Annotated in this window: 18 protein-coding genes and 1 pseudogene; 6 read left to right on the forward strand and 13 right to left on the reverse strand. The window is 63.6% G+C overall.

The window, feature by feature from the left end; genetic code table 11:
- Window positions 1-44 precede the first annotated feature (44 nt).
- Window positions 45-1049, forward strand: a pseudogene (locus GNK13_RS19995) (glycoside hydrolase family 15 protein); the annotation flags it as partial.
- Window positions 1050-1114: 65 nt separating this feature from the next.
- On the opposite strand, the gene GNK13_RS20000 reads toward GNK13_RS19995, so the two are convergent.
- The 7 genes from GNK13_RS20000 to GNK13_RS20030 all read right to left on the reverse strand — a co-directional run bounded on the left by GNK13_RS20000 (window position 1115) and on the right by GNK13_RS20030 (window position 8133).
- Window positions 1115-2875, reverse strand: coding sequence for a CARDB domain-containing protein (locus GNK13_RS20000; protein ID WP_164104325.1), 1761 nt, complete (start codon window positions 2873-2875; stop codon window positions 1115-1117).
- Window positions 2876-3002: 127 nt separating this feature from the next.
- Window positions 3003-4403: a toxin-antitoxin system YwqK family antitoxin gene (locus tag GNK13_RS20005; RefSeq protein WP_164104326.1), complete on the reverse strand. Its 1401-nt coding sequence runs from the start codon at window positions 4401-4403 to the stop codon at window positions 3003-3005.
- Window positions 4404-4726: 323 nt separating this feature from the next.
- Entirely contained in the window at window positions 4727-5008 is a 282-nt protein-coding gene (locus GNK13_RS20010; RefSeq protein ID WP_164104327.1) for a hypothetical protein, read from the reverse strand.
- Window positions 5009-5309: 301 nt separating this feature from the next.
- The gene (xerC, locus tag GNK13_RS20015) at window positions 5310-6209 is read right to left on the reverse strand and encodes a tyrosine recombinase XerC (protein ID WP_164104328.1); all 900 of its coding nucleotides are present in this window, start codon (window positions 6207-6209) and stop codon (window positions 5310-5312) included.
- A gap of 23 nt (window positions 6210-6232) precedes the next feature.
- Window positions 6233-6472 carry a hypothetical protein gene (locus tag GNK13_RS20020; protein WP_164104329.1) on the reverse strand — a complete coding sequence of 80 codons (240 nt, stop codon included), beginning with the start codon at window positions 6470-6472 and terminating at the stop codon, window positions 6233-6235.
- A gap of 59 nt (window positions 6473-6531) precedes the next feature.
- A complete protein-coding gene (locus GNK13_RS21575; RefSeq protein ID WP_203329163.1) occupies window positions 6532-7527 on the reverse strand; it encodes a hypothetical protein in 996 nt (331 codons plus the stop codon).
- 240 nt (window positions 7528-7767) lie between these two features.
- Window positions 7768-8133, reverse strand: coding sequence for a hypothetical protein (locus tag GNK13_RS20030; RefSeq protein WP_164104330.1), 366 nt, complete (start codon window positions 8131-8133; stop codon window positions 7768-7770).
- 370 nt (window positions 8134-8503) lie between these two features.
- On the opposite strand from GNK13_RS20030, the gene GNK13_RS20035 reads away from it, so the two are divergent.
- Window positions 8504-8716 (forward strand): hypothetical protein, encoded by a 213-nt coding sequence (locus GNK13_RS20035; RefSeq protein WP_164104331.1) that lies wholly within the window; start codon window positions 8504-8506, stop codon window positions 8714-8716.
- 228 nt (window positions 8717-8944) lie between these two features.
- Here the strand turns inward: GNK13_RS20035 and uvrB are convergent, their stop codons facing one another.
- The gene (gene uvrB / locus GNK13_RS20040) at window positions 8945-11056 is read right to left on the reverse strand and encodes an excinuclease ABC subunit UvrB (protein ID WP_164104332.1); all 2112 of its coding nucleotides are present in this window, start codon (window positions 11054-11056) and stop codon (window positions 8945-8947) included.
- A gap of 231 nt (window positions 11057-11287) precedes the next feature.
- Window positions 11288-11668 (reverse strand): ComEA family DNA-binding protein, encoded by a 381-nt coding sequence (locus GNK13_RS21580; protein ID WP_203329164.1) that lies wholly within the window; start codon window positions 11666-11668, stop codon window positions 11288-11290.
- Between the two features lie 154 nt (window positions 11669-11822).
- Here GNK13_RS21580 and GNK13_RS20050 point away from each other — a divergent pair, with 154 nt between their 5' ends.
- Both GNK13_RS20050 and GNK13_RS20055 read left to right on the forward strand, forming a co-directional pair.
- Window positions 11823-12833, forward strand: a complete 1011-nt coding sequence (locus tag GNK13_RS20050) for a nicotinate-nucleotide diphosphorylase (RefSeq protein ID WP_164104333.1) — start codon at window positions 11823-11825, stop codon at window positions 12831-12833.
- Between the two features lie 92 nt (window positions 12834-12925).
- On the forward strand, window positions 12926-14323 hold the full coding sequence (locus tag GNK13_RS20055) for an undecaprenyl-phosphate glucose phosphotransferase (RefSeq protein ID WP_164104334.1): 1398 nt from the start codon (window positions 12926-12928) through the stop codon (window positions 14321-14323).
- Window positions 14324-14389: 66 nt separating this feature from the next.
- Here GNK13_RS20055 and sucD read toward each other — a convergent pair whose 3' ends face one another.
- The 3 genes from sucD to GNK13_RS20070 all read right to left on the reverse strand — a co-directional run bounded on the left by sucD (window position 14390) and on the right by GNK13_RS20070 (window position 18144).
- The gene (sucD, locus tag GNK13_RS20060; protein WP_164104335.1) at window positions 14390-15262 is read right to left on the reverse strand and encodes a succinate--CoA ligase subunit alpha; all 873 of its coding nucleotides are present in this window, start codon (window positions 15260-15262) and stop codon (window positions 14390-14392) included.
- 94 nt (window positions 15263-15356) lie between these two features.
- On the reverse strand, window positions 15357-16541 hold the full coding sequence (gene sucC / locus GNK13_RS20065) for an ADP-forming succinate--CoA ligase subunit beta (protein WP_164104336.1): 1185 nt from the start codon (window positions 16539-16541) through the stop codon (window positions 15357-15359).
- 109 nt (window positions 16542-16650) lie between these two features.
- Window positions 16651-18144, reverse strand: a complete 1494-nt coding sequence (locus GNK13_RS20070; RefSeq protein WP_164104337.1) for a sigma-54-dependent transcriptional regulator — start codon at window positions 18142-18144, stop codon at window positions 16651-16653.
- A gap of 189 nt (window positions 18145-18333) precedes the next feature.
- Between GNK13_RS20070 and GNK13_RS20075 the strand changes: the two genes are divergently transcribed.
- On the forward strand, window positions 18334-18531 hold the full coding sequence (locus tag GNK13_RS20075) for a hypothetical protein (RefSeq protein WP_164104338.1): 198 nt from the start codon (window positions 18334-18336) through the stop codon (window positions 18529-18531).
- A 208-nt stretch (window positions 18532-18739) separates the two neighbouring features.
- Window positions 18740-19378 carry a response regulator gene (locus tag GNK13_RS20080; protein WP_164104339.1) on the forward strand — a complete coding sequence of 213 codons (639 nt, stop codon included), beginning with the start codon at window positions 18740-18742 and terminating at the stop codon, window positions 19376-19378.
- 175 nt (window positions 19379-19553) lie between these two features.
- Here GNK13_RS20080 and GNK13_RS20085 read toward each other — a convergent pair whose 3' ends face one another.
- A complete protein-coding gene (locus GNK13_RS20085; protein WP_164104340.1) occupies window positions 19554-20930 on the reverse strand; it encodes a DUF1598 domain-containing protein in 1377 nt (458 codons plus the stop codon).
- Window positions 20931-21398 lie beyond the last annotated feature (468 nt).

The following is a 21398-nucleotide window of genomic DNA, read 5'->3' on the forward strand; positions in this document are numbered from 1 at the left end:
CAGAGCTTCGCTGACCGGACGCAGCCAGACAGTCTCGTGCCCGCAACTGGGACTATCGCTACACTTGGCTTCGCGACTCGGGTTTGATGCTCGACGTCCTGCAGCAGCTCGGCTACCACGACGAGTCGATGCAATTCATCTCCTGGCTGGAGCGGTTGTGGGGAGCAGGCGAAGACGGCTTGCAAATCATGTACAGCGTCGACGGCCGTCCCACGCCTGAGGAAAGGGTGCTGGATCACCTGGAAGGCTATCGCAGCTCCCGTCCGGTGAGGATCGGCAATGCCGCCGCCGGTCAGACGCAGCGAGATGCGGAAGGTCACGCCCTCGCCGCGGTCGTCCTGTGTCTGGAACGCCTCCCGCGCCCCGTCCGCCCTCAGCTCTGGAACCTCCTCCGGGAACTGGCCGACTGTGCCGCTCGCGGGTGGAGAGAGCCAGATCACGGGCCTTGGGAACTGCGTGGCGAGCCGCGGCATTTCCTGTACTCCAAGCTGTACTGCTGGGTCGCGCTCGATCGGGCCCTGCAACTAGCCGAAGACGCAGGGCTCGAGGGAAATCTTAAAGTGTGGCGGCGCGAACGAGAGCAGATTCGAGAGGCGATCGTCGCCGAGGGTTACTGCGAGAGCGTCGGCGCCTACACCCAGTCCTTTGGAAGCACGACGGTGGACGCGAGCGCGTTGACGATGTCGCTGGTGGGCTTCCTGCCTGCGACCGATCCTCGGTTCCTCTCGACCGTGGAGCAGGTTCGCAGGCAACTCGGCCACCATGGCCTTCTCTACCGCTACCTCAACGACGACGGGCTGCCGGGCCGCGAGGGGTGCTTCACCCTGTGCAGCTTTTGGCTGGTCGGCAATCTGGCGCAAGCCGGGCGAGTGGAGGAAGCCAAAGAGCTGTTCGAACATATTTGCGGTTACGCAAATGATCTCGGACTCCTCGCCGAGGAAATCGATCCTGACAGCGGGGAACTGCTCGGGAACTTTCCTCAAGGATTCACCCACTTGGGCCTCATCCGCGCGGCACTCCATATCGCCGAGGCTGAGCGAGCCTCGTAAAGCGGTCTCCACGACACGCTGCACTCTCAACCGGCCCTTTCTCGTAGCTCGGCCCGTTTCTCGCTCTACCGGATCGGGATTTTGCGGAGCGGCAGCGGAGCGGCGGTGCGGGTGGTTTCGCTGGCCTCCAGTCGTGGATCGTGCCGCGGCAGTTCGTTGCGGACGAAGAACCGGGTGTGCTCATCGCAGGCCAGTTGCAGTTTGGGCTCTTCGCTCTCGACGGTGACCCGGAAGATCCGGCCTCCCGCGTCGGCGGCGCGGATCGTCACCCGCTCGGCGAACGTTTCACCAGCCGCCAGCTCGTCGAGCGGCTGAAAAAAGATCTGCCCCGCTTCGATGCTGGCGCTGCCGGTGACGTCGACCAGCTCGGTCCCTGCGTCGCAGAGGGCGGAGATGTACACGCGGCGGGCCGCGGCGGTACCGCGATTGGTTACCCGAATTTCGATCTCCACTTCCGAGCCGACTGCACGCGGCCCCGGCGGATCGATCACTTGCAGTTGCAGATCGGCGGACGCTTCGACCTGCGTGTGAACCTCGGCCGCCGCCTGCAGCCCCTCGGCATTCACCGCTTGCACGGTCGCTCGATGATTTCCCGGACGGCTCAGCTCGCAGCCGATCCGGAACGCCTCTTCGCTCCCCGCCGCGATGCTGGCGATGGTCCACTGCAACCCCGCGGGCAACTCCTGGGGATCGGCCGCACCCGACTCGACTCGGCCGATGTACTTGGCTCCGGGGGGCAGCATGAATTGCATCCGAACGTCTTTGGCCACCGCGTCCCCGGTATTGCGAACGCGGACTTCGTAGGTCGCTCGGGAGCCGGCGTACTCGAAGGCGGGCCCCTGGACGTGGACCCCCAACTCGCCCCGCCGGACCCAGTAGCGGGTGGACGTTTCGGCGGAGAGGCCCGGATCGGCGACCACGACCGCCCGGAGCTGCTGAGGACCGCCGCGAGGCGTGGGGAGAGCGACGTCGACGATCCGCTGGTCGCCGGCGGCGATGCGGTCGATCCGCTCGGTTCCCACCTTCGCGTCGCCAGAGAACAATTCGAGGCGGACGTTTTGGGCTTCGCCGGTCCCTGGATTGGCCACCGTGATCGTCCATCGTGCCGGCTCGCCCGAGACGACTTCACGAGTGCCTTCGAGACGGAGCTCGAGCTTGGGTTCTTTGACAGCGATCTTGGTCGCCGAGCTGCTCGGGCGGACCGAAACATCCACCCCCAAGTCAAACGCGCGACCGGCGCGGGGCACGAGCATCAGCGTCAGCGTCTGCACGCCGCGGGCGGCAAGCCGCTCGACGCGCCACACCAGCTGCCCGCTCCCATCGTCGGCTGCCGCTTGCCCTTCGATGGCTCCCGCCGTCGCCGCCTGCTGATTCAGCTCCACCCAACTCGGAATCTGGACGCGGACGCTGACCTGGCCGGCGGCGAACTCACTCTGGTTCGCCAAGGTGATTTGGTATTCGGCCGGCTTGCCCACGACCAGCGTGTCGGGTCCCTCGGTGTGGACGCGGAGCGAGGGCACGTCGCTGCCAAAGCGGACGCCGTGCGGCATCTCGACCGCTGGTACCGCCGCGGATCCGCTGGCCTCACCGGCGTCATAGGCCCCACCGGCGTTATAAGCTTCTGCGTCTTCGCTGGACTCTGCGGCCGGCTGCGTCACCGCGGCTGGACCGTCGAGCGGTCGAAGCGAAACCTCCGCGAGCGGGACATCGGCTGGTGGAGCACCAGCGGCAGAGAGCCCTCCCACACCGGCCAGCCCAATGATCCAAGCCAGCCCAATGCTCCAAGCCAGCCCGAGCAGCCCGAGACGATAGCACGTGCGACGCATGGAAGTACCGCCAGAGACGAGAGAGCCGGTGAAGGGAGAACGATCTCGACTGCGATCCCCGGCCGCGACACGAAAACGCTGCGGAGCGAACCTCCGCAGCGTTTCGTGAAGAAGCGGTTCGGGAGTCTTAGAGCTTGCTTCCGGAGAAGCCGCGAGCTCCCTTGAAGGACGTCCGCGCCTTGGGCGGCTCGACCGACTCATTGGCATCGACGTCGGCGGCGACGGTGTTCTGCTGGCCGTCGAAGTCGGACTTGTGGTGCAGCATGCCGTTGGGTTTCCAGTAGGCCCACGAGCCGACCGGTTCCCCTTCCTCGTACTGCCCCTTTTCCGATTTCTGGCCGTTCTCGAACCACCACGACCATTCGCCGTGGGCTTTGCCGTGCTTATAGTTGCCGCTCACGCGGATCTGGCTGTTGGGATACCACCAGGTGAACTGGCCTTCGGGCTGGTTGTTCTGGTAGGTCCCTTCGTACTCTTTCTGGCCATTGGAGTGCCAGGAAATCCACCGCCCATGGCGATCGTCTTGGCCGATGGTGGAGTAGCTTGCCGGGCGGGTGTTCCACCAATCGTCCGCTTGTTCGACGACCTGTTTGGCAAACAGGTACATGCCTTCGGACTGCTTCTGGCCGTTGTTGCCGTTGGTCACCTTGGGAGCCAGCTTGCGACCCTCTTGGTAGACATCATCGGCGATCACTTTGGAGCTTTGGTCCCAGGCGATCAGCTTGCCGTCGATGACTCCCTTGCGGTAGTCGATCTGCCGCGCCTTTTTGCCCGAAGCGTAGTTCCAGATCGCCAGACCATCGCGTTGGCCGTCGACGAAGGAGATCTCACTCACGACCCGCTTCTGGCTGTCGACGATGATCCACTTCCCGTGCAGTTGGCCTTCCTTGAAGGACGCCTGCGAGGTGAAGGGGCCTTGGAATTCGTTGTACGGACGGGTGGCGAAGAGCTCGGCGTCGCGAGCGTTCAAAATCCGCGTCCACGTCCCGTGCCGCTGGCCGTTCTGGAACTCGCCCGAAGCGATTTCCACGCCCTGGGGGTCCCACATCTTCCACTCGCCGTGGAGGATGTAGTTGCCTACCGAGTCGAGGGTCATCTCGCGACGGATCTTGACTTTGCCGTCCGGATAGCGTTCCTGGACGACTTCGACCGGACCGGCCGCTTCGCCGATCGGACGGCCGGTTGCGGTCACGGCGCGGCCGGTTTCACCGAGCGGGCGGGCCCCTTCGTCAACGGGACGGGCCCCTTCGCCAACGGGGCGGGCGTTCTGGCGGTCCAGCACGCTCAGCGGAGCGGCCGGTTGCTGGTCCGAGAGGGCAGCCCCGACCGCCGCCTCGGAGTCATCGATGATGATTTCGGCTTCACCGAACGAAGCCGCGGCGTCGTCTTCCGCAGCGGGCGGATCGAGCAGGGGAGCCGGGGCGTTGAGCAAGCTAATGCGGTACGGCTCCTGGGCGTTGGCCAGCCCGCCGAGGGCGGCCAACCCCATCACCAGTGCCATTCGAGAGCGAGTCGATCGCTGGATCATATGTGAATTCCTTTTCGAGAAATCGGGTCCGTCGATGCCGGGGTCTGTGCTGGACGAAAATGCGTCGGCGTCACAGCGGCGAGCCGACCCGTCCACCACAACTCCCCAGACTGCGCTGGCAGCCCAGCGGGAAAGTCGACCGACGGAGCCTGGCTCTCTTCTTTTCGGCTGCCGAAGCGATTAGCTCCGCTAACCACTTCACAGCCGTCAGAATCCTCACCCCCGGACCTCTTCGGTCGTCCGGAGATCGCGGCACTGAGCTACGACGCTAGGACCCTCACGGGCCACTCGGAGACAGCATCGGCAGATCCAGCGGCCGAGACTTACGATTTCTGCCGACGTTTGTTCTCCACCAGATCGACGACCGCCTCCTCCCCTTCCGGGTAGGTATGATCGGGAGCCTCGACTTCCGGCGAGGGCGCTTTGGCCGCTTCGCTCGCCAGCCGATCGGCCGCCTCGGTATCGGCGTTATGGGCGCCGCGCTCGACCAATTTCTCCAGCGGCACCGAGGGCTTTTGCTTCGGCTCCTGCGGTGCATTCTGTCCCTGCGGTGCATTCTGGCCCTGCGGTGCAGTGCGGCCCTGCGGCTCATCGGAATTCGTCATCAGCGCATCTCCCCATCGCGAGTAAGGTCTCCGCTCTTACTCCTGGCGACGACGCAAACCCTGTTCCGGGGCCCATAGTCGCCTTTCGCTCCGCGAAAGTAGCGGGTCTCGATGAGCCGACGGCGCTAGCCGCGGGTTTCGATGCGCCGACGGCGCTAGCCGCGGGTTCGGTGGGCCGCTGAGCGGTTCGAACCTGGACTTCGACGCCTCCGCAGCGCCATGTCTTCCCACGGCGTGACGCGGATTGGGCCCGAGGCTAGCGCCTACGGCTCAATAGCGAAAGGCGACTATGGGCAGCTTTTCAGAGCGCCCGGGGGTGGGCTTGCTCGTAGATCGCGCGGAGGTTGGCGGCGCTGACGTGCGTGTAGATCTGAGTCGTCGCTAGACTCTTGTGGCCGAGCAATTCTTGAACGCTGCGGATGTCGGCGCCGCGATCGAGCAGGTGCGTGGCGAACGAATGCCGCAGCGTGTGAGGGCTGGTGCGGCTGTCGAGGCCGGCGGTTTGGATATGTTTTTCGAGCAACCGGCCGACGCTGCGAGTCGTCAACCGTTTGCCGAACCGGTTGGTGAAGACCGGCGCCTGGCGGGTCCCTTCGAGCGCCGGGTGGCGGAGCCGGACTTGAGCGTACTCGCGGATCGCGGCCAGCGCGAAGGAACCGAGCGGGCTGATCCGTTCCTTCCTCCCCTTACCGCGGACGTGGACGATCTGCTCGTCGAAGTCAATGTCTTCGTCGTTGATCCCGACCAGTTCGCTGACCCGCAAGCCGGCCGAATACATCGTTTCGAGGAGTGCTCGATCGCGGAGTCCTTGAGGATCGCGTGCCGGCGGAGCCTGCAGCAACCGTCCCACTTCCTCGCTGCTGAGCACGTGCGGCAGCTTGCGATGTCGACGGGGATTGCGGAGCGGCTTGGCCGGGTTTCCAGTCGCAATTCCCTGCCGCTGGGCGTAGCGATAGAAGCTGCGGAGCGAGGCGAGTTTGCGGGAGATGGTCGTCCGCGCGTAGCCTGCTTCTTGCAGCGCCGCCTGAAAACTCCGCAGGTCCTGCGGGGCGAGCGACTCCGGCGTCGGACAGCTCCCCCGCTCGTGCTCGAAATAGTCGACCAATCCCATCAGGTCTTCGCGATACGCTTTGATCGTCAGCTCCGACGCATTGCGTTCGGCGGCGAGGTAGCGGAGGAATTGACCGATGGAGCGGCGCACGAAACGGCTCAGGTTTGAGGTGGTTAGCGGTCGCGGAGGGTCGCTTCGATCCGGCTGGGGAGCTGGGGAGCCACCGGCTCGCGGGCCGCTTCGCGAATCTTGCGGCTCAGGACGGCGGCGTCGTACCAGGTGAAATCGAGTTCCGGATCGGCGGCAAAGCGTCCCAACGTCCGCAACGTCTCGGTCCGATTCTGATCGTCGAAGAGGAACAGGAACCGCTCCTCGCCTTTGACCAACGCCAGCACGTTGATTTCCTTATCCATCCCTGTCTCGCCCGGTTAGCAGAATCGCACGTCCCAGCGGGCAGCCTTGCCCGACCACGCTACCGCCAGTATCGGCTGATTGGCCACCGCAGGATGAGGTCGCTTTTGTCGCGTCCCCCCCGCATTTCAAGCATTTCGGTTATATGCAATCTGCAGCAAAAGCGGATGAAGTCGTCGCTGCGGGTTAGGTAGCCTTGCCACCCGCCAAGCCGACCGTCATCGAGCGCGTAGACATAATCGGCCAACCGTTCGGTAAAGTCGGGATCGTCGCCGCGATACAACCGAGTGTGCGTCAACACCGGTTCGCCCAACACCGGTGCGACCAGTCCACCGCCAGGTGCAACCAATTCACCGCCAGGTGCAACCAACTCACCGCCAGGTGCAACGAACTCACCGCCAGGTGCAATTGGCTCGCTGCCGGGAGCGACAACCGCGGAACCCACCGCCGGATCGCCAGGGGCGTCCACGGCGAGCATTTCCATTTGCTGGCGAGCAACTTCCAACTCGGTCTCGAGCACGATCCGAGCCGGGATCTGATGCTCGGCCTTCGTCCCCCACGGCAATCCGTAACCGACCGGAACGGGGTGGAAAGCGGGATCAGCGGCGTACCACCGGACGGTCATCGCCAGCCGTGGAGGGCTATAGGGGTCGTAATCGGTGACCGCTCCGACGACCACTGCATCGACGCCGAGAAACCGCGCCAGCTCCTGGAAGTCGGCTCCCTCGCGCGGCTCCCCGCGGAGGGCGACGAATTGGTCCCAGGCCACGGCCGCAACACCCACTGGCAGCACCTCGAAGCCGGGGATCAGCTGCAGTTCGGCGTAGTACGCTTCGGCGACCGCCGTCTGGTTCAGCGTCGGTTCGCTGCTCTGATTGAAGAACGGCAGGACCGCGATCCGGTGCAGTTGCGGGAGCGGGTTATGGAACCGCTCGCGGTGCCGAAAGTCGGGGACCAGGCTGCAGCCGCTCAAGAGCAACGCGAGGCCGCCGCTGAAGAGCCACAGCACCGCGGACCGCGGAAGCGGCGTCAGGCGTTCGATGGTCGCTGTCGTCATGGCGCAAGGTTGCCGCTAGTACGGTCCGCGCGCACGTCTCTCCACCCCCACAGCTATCGATCGGTCCGCCGCCGGCCGCAGGATCAGCAAAATCAGCAAAATTTATCACCCTCCTCCCCGAGAGGGTCACGAGGAACGAGCGGGGAGGGCAATGGGCAACGGTGAGCCCGACCCTCCCGGGGGGAGGGTATTGATGAAAAGCACTTCTCCGGCAGCGGTAGACTGAGGGGGGCGCCTCGCTTACGGCACCCGGACGAAATCCCAGACCGACCAGATGTGCTGCGGGCGGACGACCGAATCGCGGCTCCGCGTGTAGGGGTCGGCATCCACGTTGGGGCGGAGGGGCGAGTAGCCCGCCCAGGCCTGCGCTTCGAGCCGCGCGATCCGCTGGCGACGACGCTCCAGGGCCCGCGCCTGCCGCAGCTCCGCAGCCGTCGGCATCGAGCGGTGAAGTTCGACCGCCGAGGGAGCATCGTCGAACAGTTCGATCGGCGGCAGCGGATCGTCGCCCCGGGTGACTCCCGCGGTCGCAGCCAGCATCACCGCCACGGCGATCAGTGTTTTGACAGTCGGCGTTTTGTCGGTCGGCGCTTTGTCAATGGGCATGGTTCACAGCATCCCTTGGTGATTGCGAGTTGCCACACACCCGCCTTCCTACGGGTAATGCACCAGCAACTTCGGCGTGAGGGTCGCCTGCCGGAGAGTCTTTATTGGAGGCCGCCTCGGCTCGGCCCCGGCTCCGTTCGGATTGCAGCAGTCGTAACGTCCGTGGCGTATCGCAGAGTTCTGAAAAGTCGAGAAAAAACAAGTGCGGGTGCTGCATTTACTGCAAATAATGCGAGAATCAGACCGAACACTCGGACGCACCCCCTATGGCGATAGTGATCACGGCGCTATCATCTGGTGACAGGCCAGCGAGCGATGTGTTTCACGAGCGAGTCGGCGTATTTCTTCAAACACACTGGAGACTTGGACTATGAAATTGCACGGATTTCTGGCGACTGCGGCTGCGGCTTTTGTGTGCTGCGTGACCCTCGGCTGCCCCCCGGCTGAGAACGAAGAAGTTCCGGTCGACGTCGACGTCGTCGCTCCGGCCGAAGATAGCAACACCACCACCGCTCCCGCTCCGGCCACTCCCCCGGCTGAAGGCGTCGAAGCCGACGTCGTCGAGACCGAGCCGACCGAGTGAGCTAAGTTGAGCGGAGCGCTCTCGCATCCGACAAAAGCCGACCGCGATCCCCGCGGCCGGCTTTTTTCGTGCGCTGGGCAAAACCTTGGGACCCATTCTGAAATCAGCCGCCACGCGCTAGCGTCCGGTTCTCACGGCGTTTTTGAGAACCGGGGGCTAACGCCCGGCGGCTGATGAATCATCCGGACGAATGCCCAGCGGCTCCCAGCCAGATAGCACTGAGTCGCCTTACAGCTTTTTCGGCCGCGGGATCGCTCCCCCTTGCTTCCGCTTGCGGCCTTTCCCGCCTCGGCCTTTGCCCTCCCGGCCCGAGCCGCTGCTCGCCTCGTTCTCGACCTCGGCCAAGGGGCGGCCGATCGCGTCCTTCAATCGCAGCACGCGGTCGCGAAGCTTGCCGGCCCGCTCGAACTCCAGCTCTTCGGCCGCTGCGAGCATCTCCCGCTCGAGCTCCTCGACGTACTCGAGCGTCACGTAGGCGACCTCGCCTCCCTGGGCCGCTTGCGTCGCTTGACGGCGCTGGGCCGCGTCGGCTTCGATCCCGGCGCGAATCGTCTTGCGAACCGTCTCGGGCGTGATTCCATGCTCGCGGTTGTATTCCTTCTGGATCTGCCGCCGCCGCTCGGTCTCGTCGATCGCCGCTTGCATCGAGGCGGTGATCTTGTCGGCGTACAGGATGACCTTGGCGTTCACGTTTCTCGCCGCCCGCCCGATCGTCTGAATCAGACTCGTCTCGCTCCGCAAGAAACCTTCTTTATCGGCATCGAGAATCGCCACCAAGGAAACTTCGGGCAAGTCGAGTCCTTCGCGGAGCAGGTTCACTCCGATCAGCGCGTCGAACCGCCCCTCGCGAAGCTCCTGCAGCAGCTCGACGCGCTCAAACGCATCGAGCTCGCTGTGCAACCAGCGGCAGCGGACGTTCTGCTCCTGCAGGAACGTGGTCAGGTCCTCGGCCAACCGCTTAGTCAGCGTGGTCACGAGCACCCGCTCGTTGATCTCGGTCCGCTGGCGGATCTCCTGGAGCAGATGATTGACCTGCCCGCGGGCCGGCTCGACCGCGATCACCGGATCGAGCAACCCAGTCGGACGGATGATCTGCTCGACCACTTCGCCGCCGGTCTGCTCCAACTCGTAGTCGCTGGGGGTCGCCGATACGAACACGATCTGCCCGGTCTTGGCCTCCCACTCCTCGAACTTGAGCGGCCGGTTGTCGAGCGCACAGGGGAGCCGAAACCCGTGCTCGACGAGGGTTGTTTTGCGGCTCCGGTCACCGGCGTACATCGCCCGGACCTGCGGAATCGTCACATGCGACTCGTCGACGAAGGTGATGAAGTCTTTGGGGAAGTAGTCGTAGAGCGTGTCGGGCGTCGCCCCGGGCGGTTTCCCCGAGAGCGGTCGACTGTAGTTCTCGATCCCCGGACAGTGACCGACCTCCTGCAGCATCTCCAAATCGAACCGCGTCCGCGCAGCCAGCCGCTGGGCTTCGAGCAGCTTCCCCTGTTCCTTGAACTTTTCCAATTGCTGCTCGAGCTCTTCGCGGATCGAGCGGATCGCCCGCTGAATCCGGTCCTCGGGCATCACGAAGTGCTTGGCCGGGTAAATGTACAGCTCGTCCTGCGTACCGATCACCTCGCCACTGACCGGCTGGATCATCGAGATCTGCTCGACCTCGTCGCCCCACATCTCGATCCGGTAGGCGAACTCCTCGTAGGCCGGCCAGAGCTCGATGCAGTCGCCGCGGACGCGAAACTTGCTCCGCTCAAAACTGACGTCGTTCCGCTCGTACTGGATGTCGACCAGCTTCAGCAGAAAGTGATCGCGGCGGGTCGTCTCTCCTTTGCGGAGCCCCACGACCAACTGCTTGTAATCCTCCGGCGACCCCAAACCGTAGATGCTGCTGACGCTGGCCACGATCAACACGTCGCGGCGACTGACCAGCGAACTGGTCGTCGCCAACCGCAACCGGTCGATCTCCTGGTTGATCGAGGCGTCCTTTTCGATGTAGACGTCGCGCTGCGGGATGTACGCTTCGGGCTGGTAGTAGTCGTAGTAGCTGACGAAGTAGTGCACCGCGTTGTGCGGAAAGAACTCGCGAAACTCCGCGTACAACTGGGCCGCGAGCGTCTTGTTGTGGCTCAGCACCAATGTCGGTCGCTGGACCCGAGCGACCACGTTGGCCATCGTGTACGTCTTGCCCGTGCCGGTCGCCCCGAGCAGAACCTGCACTTTCTTTCCCGCATGGAACCCGCGCACCAGGCTGTCGATCGCAGCCGGTTGATCGCCGGCGGGAGGGAAGGGGCTGGCCAGTTCGAAGCCGGCGGCCTGCAATTGCGAAAGCGTCATAGGGATCGGCAACCGATGGGCAGAAATTCAGTGGCAAGAGCTCCATTGTCGGCCCTCCAGAGCCCGCGACAAGCCGCATAGTCGCCTTTCGCACTGGGGCCATGGGCTCTGTCAGAATCTACTTCAGACCATCAGCCGCCACGCGCTAGCGTCCGGTTCTTTGCATTTCCCGAGGAACCGGACGCTAGCGCGTTGCGGCTGATAGCAAAAATCCGCGAAAGGCGACTATGGCTACGGCTCGTCGGCGACCGTCAGGTACGGTGCGACGCCGGCGATCTTCGCCGGACCGATTCCATGGACCGCGTCGAGCGCCTCGAGCGAATCAAACGGCCCCTCGGTCTCGCGATGCTCCACAATCCGGCCTGCCAACTCAGGACCGATCCCGGGCAGCAGCATTAACTCTTCCACCGAAGCCTGATTCAACTCGAGCCGCAAGCGAACCGGGGCTGGCTGAGGCTCGCCAGCGCCGCGGCTCGTCGCCTCCAGGCACCAGGCGCACACCGCCAGCACGATTGCCGCGAGCGCGACGACCGTCCCCCGGGCATCTCCGATCGCGAGCGGCTCCTCGCGGTCGACCACGGTGCCGGATTCGAGTTGGCTGGGAGCATTCACGGGTGTCGGCCGGGCGCGATGCGAAGCACCCGCGGTCAGGGGCTACGGGCTCAGGGCTACAGGCGGGGCCTGGAAACGATGCCGTTTCTGCTATTCTGACGCACAACTTGCTGGCCAAGCCAGCCGCCACCATCGCCCCCGCAGGGACGCCCCCATGCACGCTGCCGACTACCAAACGGTGACCGCCGACGAACGACTCGAAGCCGATTTGCGGAAGCTGATTGAGCTGGGGATCGCCGAGGACTTGGCCGGCCAACGGGACTGGACGACCGCGGCGACCGTTCCCGCCGAGGTCCGCGGACGGTGCCAGGTCGTACCTCGCTGTGCGGGAACCGCGGCCGGTTTGGTGACCGTCCCCTGGATCATCGACGCCCTAGGCGGCGATCTGACGTTCGAACCGGAGCTGCGAGATGGGGATCGCTTCGCGCCGCGGCAACCGCTCGGGGTGATCGAGGGGAATGCCCGCGACCTGCTCACCGCGGAGCGTTTGATCCTGAACGTCGTCTCGCGGATGAGTGGCGTAGCGACGTTGACCGCGGCCTATGTGGCTCAGATCGCCGACTCGGCCGCTCGACTCTACGACACGCGGAAGACGACGACCGGTTGGCGAAGATTGGAAAAGTACGCCGTGCACTGCGGTGGCGGACACAACCACCGCAGCGGCCTCTACGACGGCTTCTTAATCAAGGACAACCACCTCGCCTTGGCTGGAACCGCTGGCCTGCCACTCTCCCCAGCCGAAGCCGTCCGCCGCGCCCGCAGCTTGGCATCCCCGCCCGGTTCGGCATCCCCGCCCGGTTCGGCATCCCCGCCCGGTTCGGCATCCCAGCCCGGTTCGGCATCCCAGAGCAGCGTGAGGGAACTGGCGGAAGACCACACCCCGCCGGCGATCGTCGAAATCGAAGTCGACTCGCTCGACCAACTCCAGGAAGTTCTCCCGGCGGCCCCCGACATCGTCCTGCTCGACAACTTTTCGCTCCCCGATCTGCGGCGGGCAGTCGAGCTCCGCGACGCGGCGGGCAGGGGAGTGGAGCTGGAAGCGTCGGGAGGGGTAACGCTGGAGTCGATCGGTGCGATCGCCGAGACCGGTGTGGATCGGATCAGTTGCGGAGCGCTGACGCACCAGGCGGTTTGGCTCGACTTGGGGCTCGATTGGTCGCGATGAGCGATCTCGACTGATCGTTTTACGAGCTAGGTTTGAGCAGGACCGCGACCGCACGACCCGCGAAGTACCTGCTCACTCCGATTTTGCCCACTATGTCCACCGCGATTGGCCAGCACCGCTCGGTGTGGGATTTTGTTCAACCCACGCTGGATGCGACCTGCATTCTGCTCTCGCTCTATGCAGTGCAGTGGGCGGCGCTCGGCTTTTTGGACGACGTGACGATCGGTGCGGCGCTGCTCGCCGCCGTCGTCTTTCCTCTGGCCAGCCAACTGACCGGCCTCCAGCGGCAGTGGCTGGGCGGCAGTACCGACCGCGAAGTGATCGCGATCGTCGGGACCTGGACGCTGACGGTCCTGACGCTCGCCCTGATCGGCTTCCTCACCCGCTACGCCAACCTGCTGCCCCGCTCGGTGATGGTCGGCTGGATCGTCGTCGCGCCCTGCCTGGTGGCACTGGCTCGCATGTGCCTGCGGATCCTCCAGCGGGCTTTGCAGCAGCGGGGGATTGGAACCCGCACGGTAGCGATCGCCGGTCTAAACGATTTGGGGTGCCAAGTCGCCCACAACATTCGTCGCGACCCGGGACTCGGTTTCCATCTCAACGGCTTCTACGACGACCGCGACGCCAAGCGACTCGCCCCCCATTCCGCCAAAGAGCGACTCGAAGGAAACCTGAATCGGCTCGTCGAGCAGGCCCGCGCCGGCCAGGTCGACATCGTCATGATCACGCTCCCGATGCGAGCGGAAGAGCGGATCAAATACATCCTCGACCGCCTCAGCGACTCGACCGCCTCGGTCTACCTGGTGCCCGACTTCTTCGTCTTTGAATTGCTCCACTCGCGGTGGACTTCGATGGGAGGATTGCCGGCGGTCAGCGTGTTTGAAAATCCACTCTACGGCGTCGACGGTTATATCAAGCGTGTGGCCGATGTCGTGCTCACCCTCGCGGCCCTCTCGATCGCGGCGATACCGATGCTCGCGATTGCCGTGGCAGTCAAGCTCTCCTCCCCCGGCCCAGTGTTCTTCCGCCAGCGCCGTTATGGGCTCGACGGGCGAGAAATCCGCGTCTGGAAATTCCGCTCGATGCGAGTCTGCGACGACGGACCGGTAGTCCGCCAAGCAACCAAGAATGACCCGCGGATCACGCGGGTCGGCGCGATCCTGCGAAAGACGAGCCTCGATGAACTGCCGCAGTTATTCAACGTGCTCGACGGCAGCATGTCGCTGGTCGGCCCCCGTCCCCACGCCACGGCTCATAACGAAGAATTCCGAGGTCTGATTCGCGGGTATATGCTGCGCCATAAGATCAAGCCTGGCATCACCGGCCTGGCCCAGGTCTCGGGATGCCGGGGCGAAACCGAGACGCTGGACAAAATGAAGCGGCGAGTCGAATACGACCACCAGTACATACGCCAATGGTCGATCTGGCTCGATCTCAAAATCCTAGCCAAGACGCTCCAAGTCGCCTGGCGCCAAGAAGAAGCGTACTGAAAAAGGTTTCAGGGAGCAGGTTTCAGGTTTCAGGCAAAAATCTCAAATCCTGAAACCTGCTACCTCCTACCGTCCCATCGCTTCGAGGACGGCTTTGCCCATATCGGCCGGGCTGGGGGCGACGACGATGCCGGCGTCTTCCAGGGCTGCGACCTTTTCGGTTGCGGTTCCCTTGCCGCCGCTGATGATCGCCCCGGCGTGCCCCATCCGCTTGCCGGGCGGGGCGGTGCGGCCAGCGATGAAGGCGGCGACCGGCTTGGTGACATGTTCTTTGACGTAGGCGGCGGCTTCCTCTTCGGCCGAACCGCCAATTTCGCCGATCATCAAGATCGCTTCGGTCTGCGGATCTTGCTCAAACATCTCCAGCAGATCGATGAAGCTGGTGCCGACGATCGGGTCTCCTCCCAAACCGACACAGGTGCTCTGGCCGAGTTTGAGGTTGCTGGTTTGCCAAACCGCTTCGTAGGTCAACGTTCCACTGCGGCTCATCACGCCGACTTTGCCGACCTGGTGGATGTAACCCGGCATGATGCCGATCTTGCAAGCACCGGGAGTGATCAGACCGGGGCAATTCGGTCCGATCAGATGGGCCCCGCTCGCGCGGACTTTCTCATACACGCGGACCATATCCAACACCGGCACCCCTTCGGTGATCGCGGCGATGACTTTAATGCCCGCGTCGAGGGCTTCGAGGATGGCGTCGGCGGTGAAGGGCGGGGGGACGAAAATCATCGTCGCGTCGGCACCGGTTTCGGCGACCGCTTCTTCGACGGTGTCGAACACCGGCAGGCCTTCGGCCGTTTGGCCCCCTTTGCCCGGCGTGACTCCACCGACCATCTGCGTGCCGTATTCCTTACAGCCGCGGGTGTGAAACGATCCGGCGCTACCAGTGATTCCCTGGCAAATGACTTTAGTATTTGCGTCGACGAGAATGGACATGTATGGGTATCCGTGCGTGATTCGAGGCAGCGGTCTGGATGCCGCGAGTGCTGGGCAAAAAAGGACAAAAACGGAGCGTGGAGAAACCAGCCGCTCAGCTGATCGCGGCGACCACTTTTTGAGCCGCGTCGGTCAAGTCGTTGGCCGTGATGATGTCGATGTCGCTCTCGGCTAACATCTTGCGGCCTTCCTCGACCTCCGTTCCTTCGAGCCGCACGACCAAGGGGATATTGAATCCAACCTCTTTCCCGGCCTCGATGATCGCGGCAGCGATCGTGGTGCAGCGGGCGATCCCGCCGAAGATATTGACCAGCACCGCTTTGCAGTTGGGATCCGACAAGAGAATCCGAAACGCTTCGGTCACCTGTTGAGTGTTGGCCCCACCCCCGACATCGAGAAAGTTCGCCGGCTGACCGCCGTGATACTTGATGATGTCCATCGTCGACATCGCCAATCCGGCCCCGTTGACCAGGCAGCCGATGTTGCCTTCGAGCTTGACGTAGCTCAAACCGGTGTCGGCCGCCCGCACTTCGGCCGGCTCCTCCTCCGACAGGTCGCGGAGTTCCTTGATGTCTGGATGCCGGAACAGGGCGTTGTCGTCAAAGGTGACCTTCGCATCGAGGGCGATCATCTGCCCGTCACCGGTGATCACCAGCGGATTGATCTCGAGCATGGCACAGTCGAGATCGACGTAGGTCCGGCAGACCGCTTTCATGAAGGTCTCGGCGGCACGCACCGCTTTGCCTTCGATCCCCAGCTTCTTGCACAGCTTGCGGACCTGGTAACTATCGAGTCCGACGGCCGGATCAAAATGCTCTTTGAAGATCTTTTCCGGAGATTCGGCGGCAACCTCTTCGATCTCCACGCCCCCTTCGGCGCTGACCATCAACACCGGCTTGGCGACGGCCCGGTCGAGCACGATGCCGAGGTACAATTCGCGGGCGATGTCGCAGCCTTGCTCGATGAAGACTTGATTGACGGTCTGCCCAGGCTCGCCGGTCTGGATCGTGACCAGGCGATTGCCGAGCAAGCGTGAAGCGACTTCGCGGGTCTCGTCGGCGCTGCGGACCAGCTGCACGCCGCGCTGCTCGGGATGCTCAGCGACCGTCCCTTTGCCTCGGCCGCCAGCGTGGATCTGCGCTTTGATCACCGCCAGCGAGCCACCGAGCTTGTCGAAGGCCGCCGCGGCTTCTTCGGGAGTCCGGGCCACGTGACCGTTGAGGACCGGGACTCCCGCTTGGCGGAAGAGTTCTTTGGCTTGGTATTCGTGTATTTTCATCCGGCTAATCCCGCAGCGATCCTCGTGGAGCGATCCTCGTGTGCACCGGAAAGCGACCCGGTGCTTGGCGGGGATTATAGGATCGAGCGAAACCACTCGAAAGGCGGCACTAGGCCATGAATTGCAGCCGCGGATCGTCCAACCCGAGCCGCTTCATTTTTTTATAGAGCGTCGTGCGATTGATCTGCAGCGTCTCGGCCGTCGCGATCCGATTCCATTCATGCCGCCGCAGCGCTTCGAGGATGATCCGCCGCTCCGGTTCCTCCAAGGCGTCGCGAAGGCTCTGCCCCCGATATCCCGTGCTGGAGGAGAAGGCGACCGGAGCCGCACCCCAACCGCTGTCGCTAGCCGCCTGGGTAGCCTGCCCCGCAAAGCCCGGCATCGCTGCCGCTCCGCTCGGCTGCCGCGCGGCAGGTAAGCTGGGGCCGCCATGGAATTCCGGCGGTAGATCGTCGACTGTCAACACCGAGCCGCGGCTCAGCAAGACCGCTCGCTCGATCACGTTTTCCAGCTCGCGGACGTTCCCCGGCCACGCATACTGCTGCATCCGCTCGATCGCCGCCCGATCAAATCCTTCCACCTGACGGCCCGAGGTCGCCACCGCGCCGCGAAGGAAGTGATCGACCAGCAACGGAATATCGCCGACGCGTTCCCGCAGCGGGGGCAACTCGATGTTGATCACGTTCACGCGGTAAAACAGGTCCTGGCGAAAGCGGCCTTCGCGGACCGCCGCGGCCAAGTTCTCGTTGGTCGCGAGGATCACCCGCGTGTCGACCGTCCGCGTCTCGGTGCCGCCAACCGGCTCGAACTGCAACTCCTGCAGCACCCGCAGCAGCTTGACCTGCAGCGCTGGCGAGGCGGTACCGATCTCGTCCAGGAATAGCGTTCCGCGATCGGCCAACTCGAACTTGCCGACTTTGTTCCCCTGGGCTCCGGTGAACGCACCCGCGACGTGCCCAAAAAGTTCGCTCTCGAGAAGCGTTTCGGGAAGCGCTCCGCAGGCGACTTCGACGAAGGGATGCTCAGCTCGGTTGCTGCGACGATGGATGGCGCGGGCGATCATCGATTTGCCCGTCCCGTTCTCGCCCGTGATCATCACCGACGCCCGAGCGTCGGCGACGCTCTCGATCACGTCGAAAATCTTCAGCATCCGGTAGTCATGGCCCAGGATATGCTCTAGCCCGAACCGACGATCCAATTGCTGCTTGAGCTGGGCGTTCTCGGCTTCGATTTCCCGATGCGAAAGAGCTCGGCTGATCGCCAGCGAAAGCTCTTCATCGATCAGCGGCTTTGTCAGCAGATCGAACGCTCCGGCGCGAACCGCTTCGACAGCCGTCTGCGGAGTCGCATAGCCGGTGACGACGAGGACTTCACAACCAGGGCAGTGTTTTTTGGCCCAGCCGATCAGCTCAAACCCATCGCCATCATCGAGCCGTAGATCCGTGATCAGCAACTCATACGAACCACTGGCCAGGCGTCGTCGCCCCGCCTCGACGCTGTGCGCCACATCGACGTGCATTTCCTGTTCAGAGAGCCACTGAGCCATGGACTCTGCGAGATGGCGATCGTCGTCAACCAGCAGAAGATTGGGAAGCGTGGACATGACAGGTGCAATCTGACGGTTATGCTGCTTTTTCAAAATATTTCGTGAGCGACGGAACGAACTTGCCGGTTTCGCCGTCAGGTGTATCTAGGTTGCAAACTCTCACCAGTCAAAATGTGCGACTCGCCCCCGCGGCAATGCCCCATAACAACGCCCCATAACAACGCCACGTGACAACGCCACGCGACAATGTCGCGTGAAGACGCCACGCGACTGGGCGAAGACGCCGTGCGACTGGGCGAAGACGCCGTGCGACTGGGCGAAGACACCGTGCGACTGGGCCACGCCTGCCGGCCGCTGCGACGTTTCGTCGCAGGCCTGGAGAAATTCCTGCTTCCCCCCCAAGGTTTCGTGTTATTACCCGCTGAAGTCGCCGGTTGTCGGTGATGTCGTGTCGCAGCAAGCTCTCCGCCATTCGGTCTCCCACCGCAGGGAATGCCGGAAGCGGAGCTACAGTTGTGTCATCGCCGAGGAACATCAACCTAAGTCCGCGCGGAGAGCCGCTCATGGGCGACTCGCTTGACCGCTCGGCACCCAACACTACTTTTCACCAAAAGAAGTCCTCGATTCGCGAGGACGTATGCCCGAGGATTCCATGTCTCTTAAGCTTCTTATCGTTGATGACCACGAGGTGGTCCGCCGCGGCGTGACCACGCTCCTTCAGAGCCCCGGACTTGAGATCGTCGGTATCGTGGGCGATGGCCAAGAAGCCGTCGATTACGTGACCACCAACCCCCCGGATGCCGTGTTGATGGACGTGCGGATGCAAGGGATGGATGGATTGGCGGCACTCGATCTCATCCGTCGAGATTTCCCCGATCTCCCGGTGGTCATGCTCAGCACCTACGACAACCCAACCTACATTGCCCGTTCGGTCGCTCTCGGAGCCAGCGATTACGTGCTTAAGGGGGATTCGCGGGAGCATATCCTCGATGCCATCCACCGCGCGGCCGATCGCAAAGCCCCCTCTTCCGACAGCATCCTCCACCGCATCCGTGGGGCAATGGACGGAGAAGCTGTCCACAACGGCGAAGAGTTTGATCTGCCGCTGACGGTGCGAGAACTCCAAGTGCTCCGCCATATCGCGCTTGGGCTGAGCAATAAAGAAATCGCTCGCTCGCTCTCGATCAGCGTCGAAACCGTGAAGGAGCATGTCCAAAACATCCTCCGCAAACTCAACGCTGCCGACCGAACGGACGCCGCTGTCCGTGCCGTCAAATTGGGCGTGGTCTGAGACACCCGTCTCAAACTGAGTCGCCGCGGCGAGGGAATCCCTCCGCCGCAGCCCGCCAGACGCAGAGGCTTTGCCAAAAAGCCTCTTTTTTTATGCGCCCCTCAACCACAAAAAAAAGCGGCCTGCTCGGGAGGCAGACCGCTCAACGTCTCCGGAATCACTCGTTAGCTGGCGCTCAATCCCACCACCACTGATCAGGCCCCAGACCGCTAGGCTCCAGTTGCTGTCGCGGCTGACGAAGCTCGCCCTTGATATCGCGGACTAGCGTGTCGCTCTTCAGGGCTCGCTTCGGCTGGACGTTGACGCCGCCGCCGAGAGGCGTCAGCAGCGTATTGCCCTTCCAGATCGCGTTGACGGCCGTTTCCACTTGCTGCGGAGCGACCAGCGTTTCCACCGGCAGTTGGGACTCGTCGAGCAACACGCCCATATCCCAACCCGCTTGGGTGTAGTAATCCTGCTCCTGGATGAAGGCCGCGGCGATCGACAAATCGATCAGATTTCGCAGCTGAGCATAGACCGGAACCGCGTTGGCGATCTCGTCGAAGCGAGTCGTGAAGTCATGGCAGAAGGCTTGGCTGGCCCGGTTGCCGCGAGCCCGCTTCTGTCGCTCGCCCCCCGCGCTGACGACTTCCGCGGCACCGACCAACCGCACCGCGTTCCCGCTGAGCCCCATTCCCAGGCCGTCTTCGCTAACCAGCACGCACTCGTAGTCGGGTTCAAAGTACCAGCGTTCCATGGCGTTGGCCGAGTTGTGGGCGGTCGAACGCTCGACGTAGCTCTGCATCCGAATCGGCAACCGCTCGAGGCCGATCCCGATCAACTTCATGCGGTAATCCGCTTCGACCAAGACTTGGGCAAAGTGCGTGGTGTCGGGGACGCCTCGAATCGTGACCGTCTGCAGGCCGAGGTTATCCCGCAGCGCCGCGGCGACCGCCCGCTCGCCACCGCGAGGCACATTCCGAATCTGGCTGATCGTCTGATTCAGCCGCTGCAACCCTTCCTGAGTCGGGTCGATCGAGACGCTGATCACGTTCGTTCCCTTGCCACCGGCCGGATAAGCCCGCAGCGCCGTCACCAGGTCTTCGAGCAGAATCGTGGGCATTCCCGACTCGATCCCCCGCGTCCGTCCCGCTCCATCGACGACGAAACCCTCGGCCGGTCCAGCCAGGACGATGTCCCCGGAATCGGGATAGAAAAAGACGTAGCGAACCGCGGTCAAACCCGCCACGCCACGCATCGCGTCGGTCAGTTCTTCGCCCGCGGCAACCCGCTTGGCAATCGCCGCCTCGAGCCGGTTCAGCGAAACTTTGCGAAGCTCGCTCTTCGCCGCCAACTCCGCTCCCAACTGCTGGCGAGCCGCCATGATCCGCTCGCGGCCCACGTTCGCAGCGACCCGCCGCACACGGAGCACACCCTCGGGATTGACTTCGACACCGGCAATCGGCGGAACGTCTTCCTCTTCATCCTGAGCGTAGACGCTGGGTGAACACAGCAACGCCACCAGCAAGGCAAACAACAGGGACGCAGCGCGATGAAGCATCAGCGATTTCATGGCTTTGAATTTCTCGATCTGACTCGGGGCGATCGCATCAACCCGCTTAGAAAAGGAACCCGCGACGTCCGCCCCCCGACTCGCCGCCGGGCAGCAGGCAGCGCTGCCCGTTGCGGACATCGCCGTTGCACCACAGTAATTCAAGAACCTGGCGGCAGCAACAAAATGGGAGGTCTCGAGAAAATATCGCAGCCGACCGCGCGGCCTGCGACCACCCCCTTGGAATGCGACCGACCACCTAAAAGACGCACTTCACCGCGATCTCAGGCGTTTCCTTCCATTACCCTCCCCCCGGGACGGGATGGTGTGAGATGGGGAAAAGCCCGGAGGAGAAGGTCGCCAGAAGTAGAAACGGCACGTCAAAACATCATCCTCCCGCTTGCGGGAGGGTCGGGCTCTTAGGCCCGGGGAGGGTTAGCTGGAGGGAGTCTCGCTCACGGCTCGACGTCGCGCACGCCCTCCCCGCTC

Source organism: Candidatus Laterigemmans baculatus (assembly GCF_010367455.1).
In the GTDB taxonomy this organism is placed as follows: domain Bacteria; phylum Planctomycetota; class Planctomycetia; order Pirellulales; family Pirellulaceae; genus Laterigemmans; species Laterigemmans baculatus.

Bases quoted from the DNA above. Each gene is read 5' to 3' on its own strand.
- GNK13_RS20000 (WP_164104325.1), bottom strand. From the start codon at position 2,875: ATGCGTCGCACGTGCTATCGTCTCGGGCTGCTCGGGCTGGCTTGGAGC.
- GNK13_RS20005 (WP_164104326.1), bottom strand. From the start codon at position 4,403: ATGATCCAGCGATCGACTCGCTCTCGAATGGCACTGGTGATGGGGTTG.
- GNK13_RS20010 (WP_164104327.1), bottom strand. From the start codon at position 5,008: ATGACGAATTCCGATGAGCCGCAGGGCCGCACTGCACCGCAGGGCCAG.
- GNK13_RS20020 (WP_164104329.1), bottom strand. From the start codon at position 6,472: ATGGATAAGGAAATCAACGTGCTGGCGTTGGTCAAAGGCGAGGAGCGG.
- GNK13_RS21575 (WP_203329163.1), bottom strand. From the start codon at position 7,527: ATGACGACAGCGACCATCGAACGCCTGACGCCGCTTCCGCGGTCCGCG.
- GNK13_RS20030 (WP_164104330.1), bottom strand. From the start codon at position 8,133: ATGCCCATTGACAAAGCGCCGACCGACAAAACGCCGACTGTCAAAACA.
- GNK13_RS20035 (WP_164104331.1), top strand. From the start codon at position 8,504: ATGAAATTGCACGGATTTCTGGCGACTGCGGCTGCGGCTTTTGTGTGC.
- uvrB (WP_164104332.1), bottom strand. From the start codon at position 11,056: ATGACGCTTTCGCAATTGCAGGCCGCCGGCTTCGAACTGGCCAGCCCC.
- GNK13_RS20050 (WP_164104333.1), top strand. From the start codon at position 11,823: ATGCACGCTGCCGACTACCAAACGGTGACCGCCGACGAACGACTCGAA.
- GNK13_RS20055 (WP_164104334.1), top strand. From the start codon at position 12,926: ATGTCCACCGCGATTGGCCAGCACCGCTCGGTGTGGGATTTTGTTCAA.
- sucD (WP_164104335.1), bottom strand. From the start codon at position 15,262: ATGTCCATTCTCGTCGACGCAAATACTAAAGTCATTTGCCAGGGAATC.
- sucC (WP_164104336.1), bottom strand. From the start codon at position 16,541: ATGAAAATACACGAATACCAAGCCAAAGAACTCTTCCGCCAAGCGGGA.
- GNK13_RS20070 (WP_164104337.1), bottom strand. From the start codon at position 18,144: ATGTCCACGCTTCCCAATCTTCTGCTGGTTGACGACGATCGCCATCTC.
- GNK13_RS20075 (WP_164104338.1), top strand. From the start codon at position 18,334: ATGTCGCGTGAAGACGCCACGCGACTGGGCGAAGACGCCGTGCGACTG.
- GNK13_RS20080 (WP_164104339.1), top strand. From the start codon at position 18,740: ATGTCTCTTAAGCTTCTTATCGTTGATGACCACGAGGTGGTCCGCCGC.
- GNK13_RS20085 (WP_164104340.1), bottom strand. From the start codon at position 20,930: ATGAAATCGCTGATGCTTCATCGCGCTGCGTCCCTGTTGTTTGCCTTG.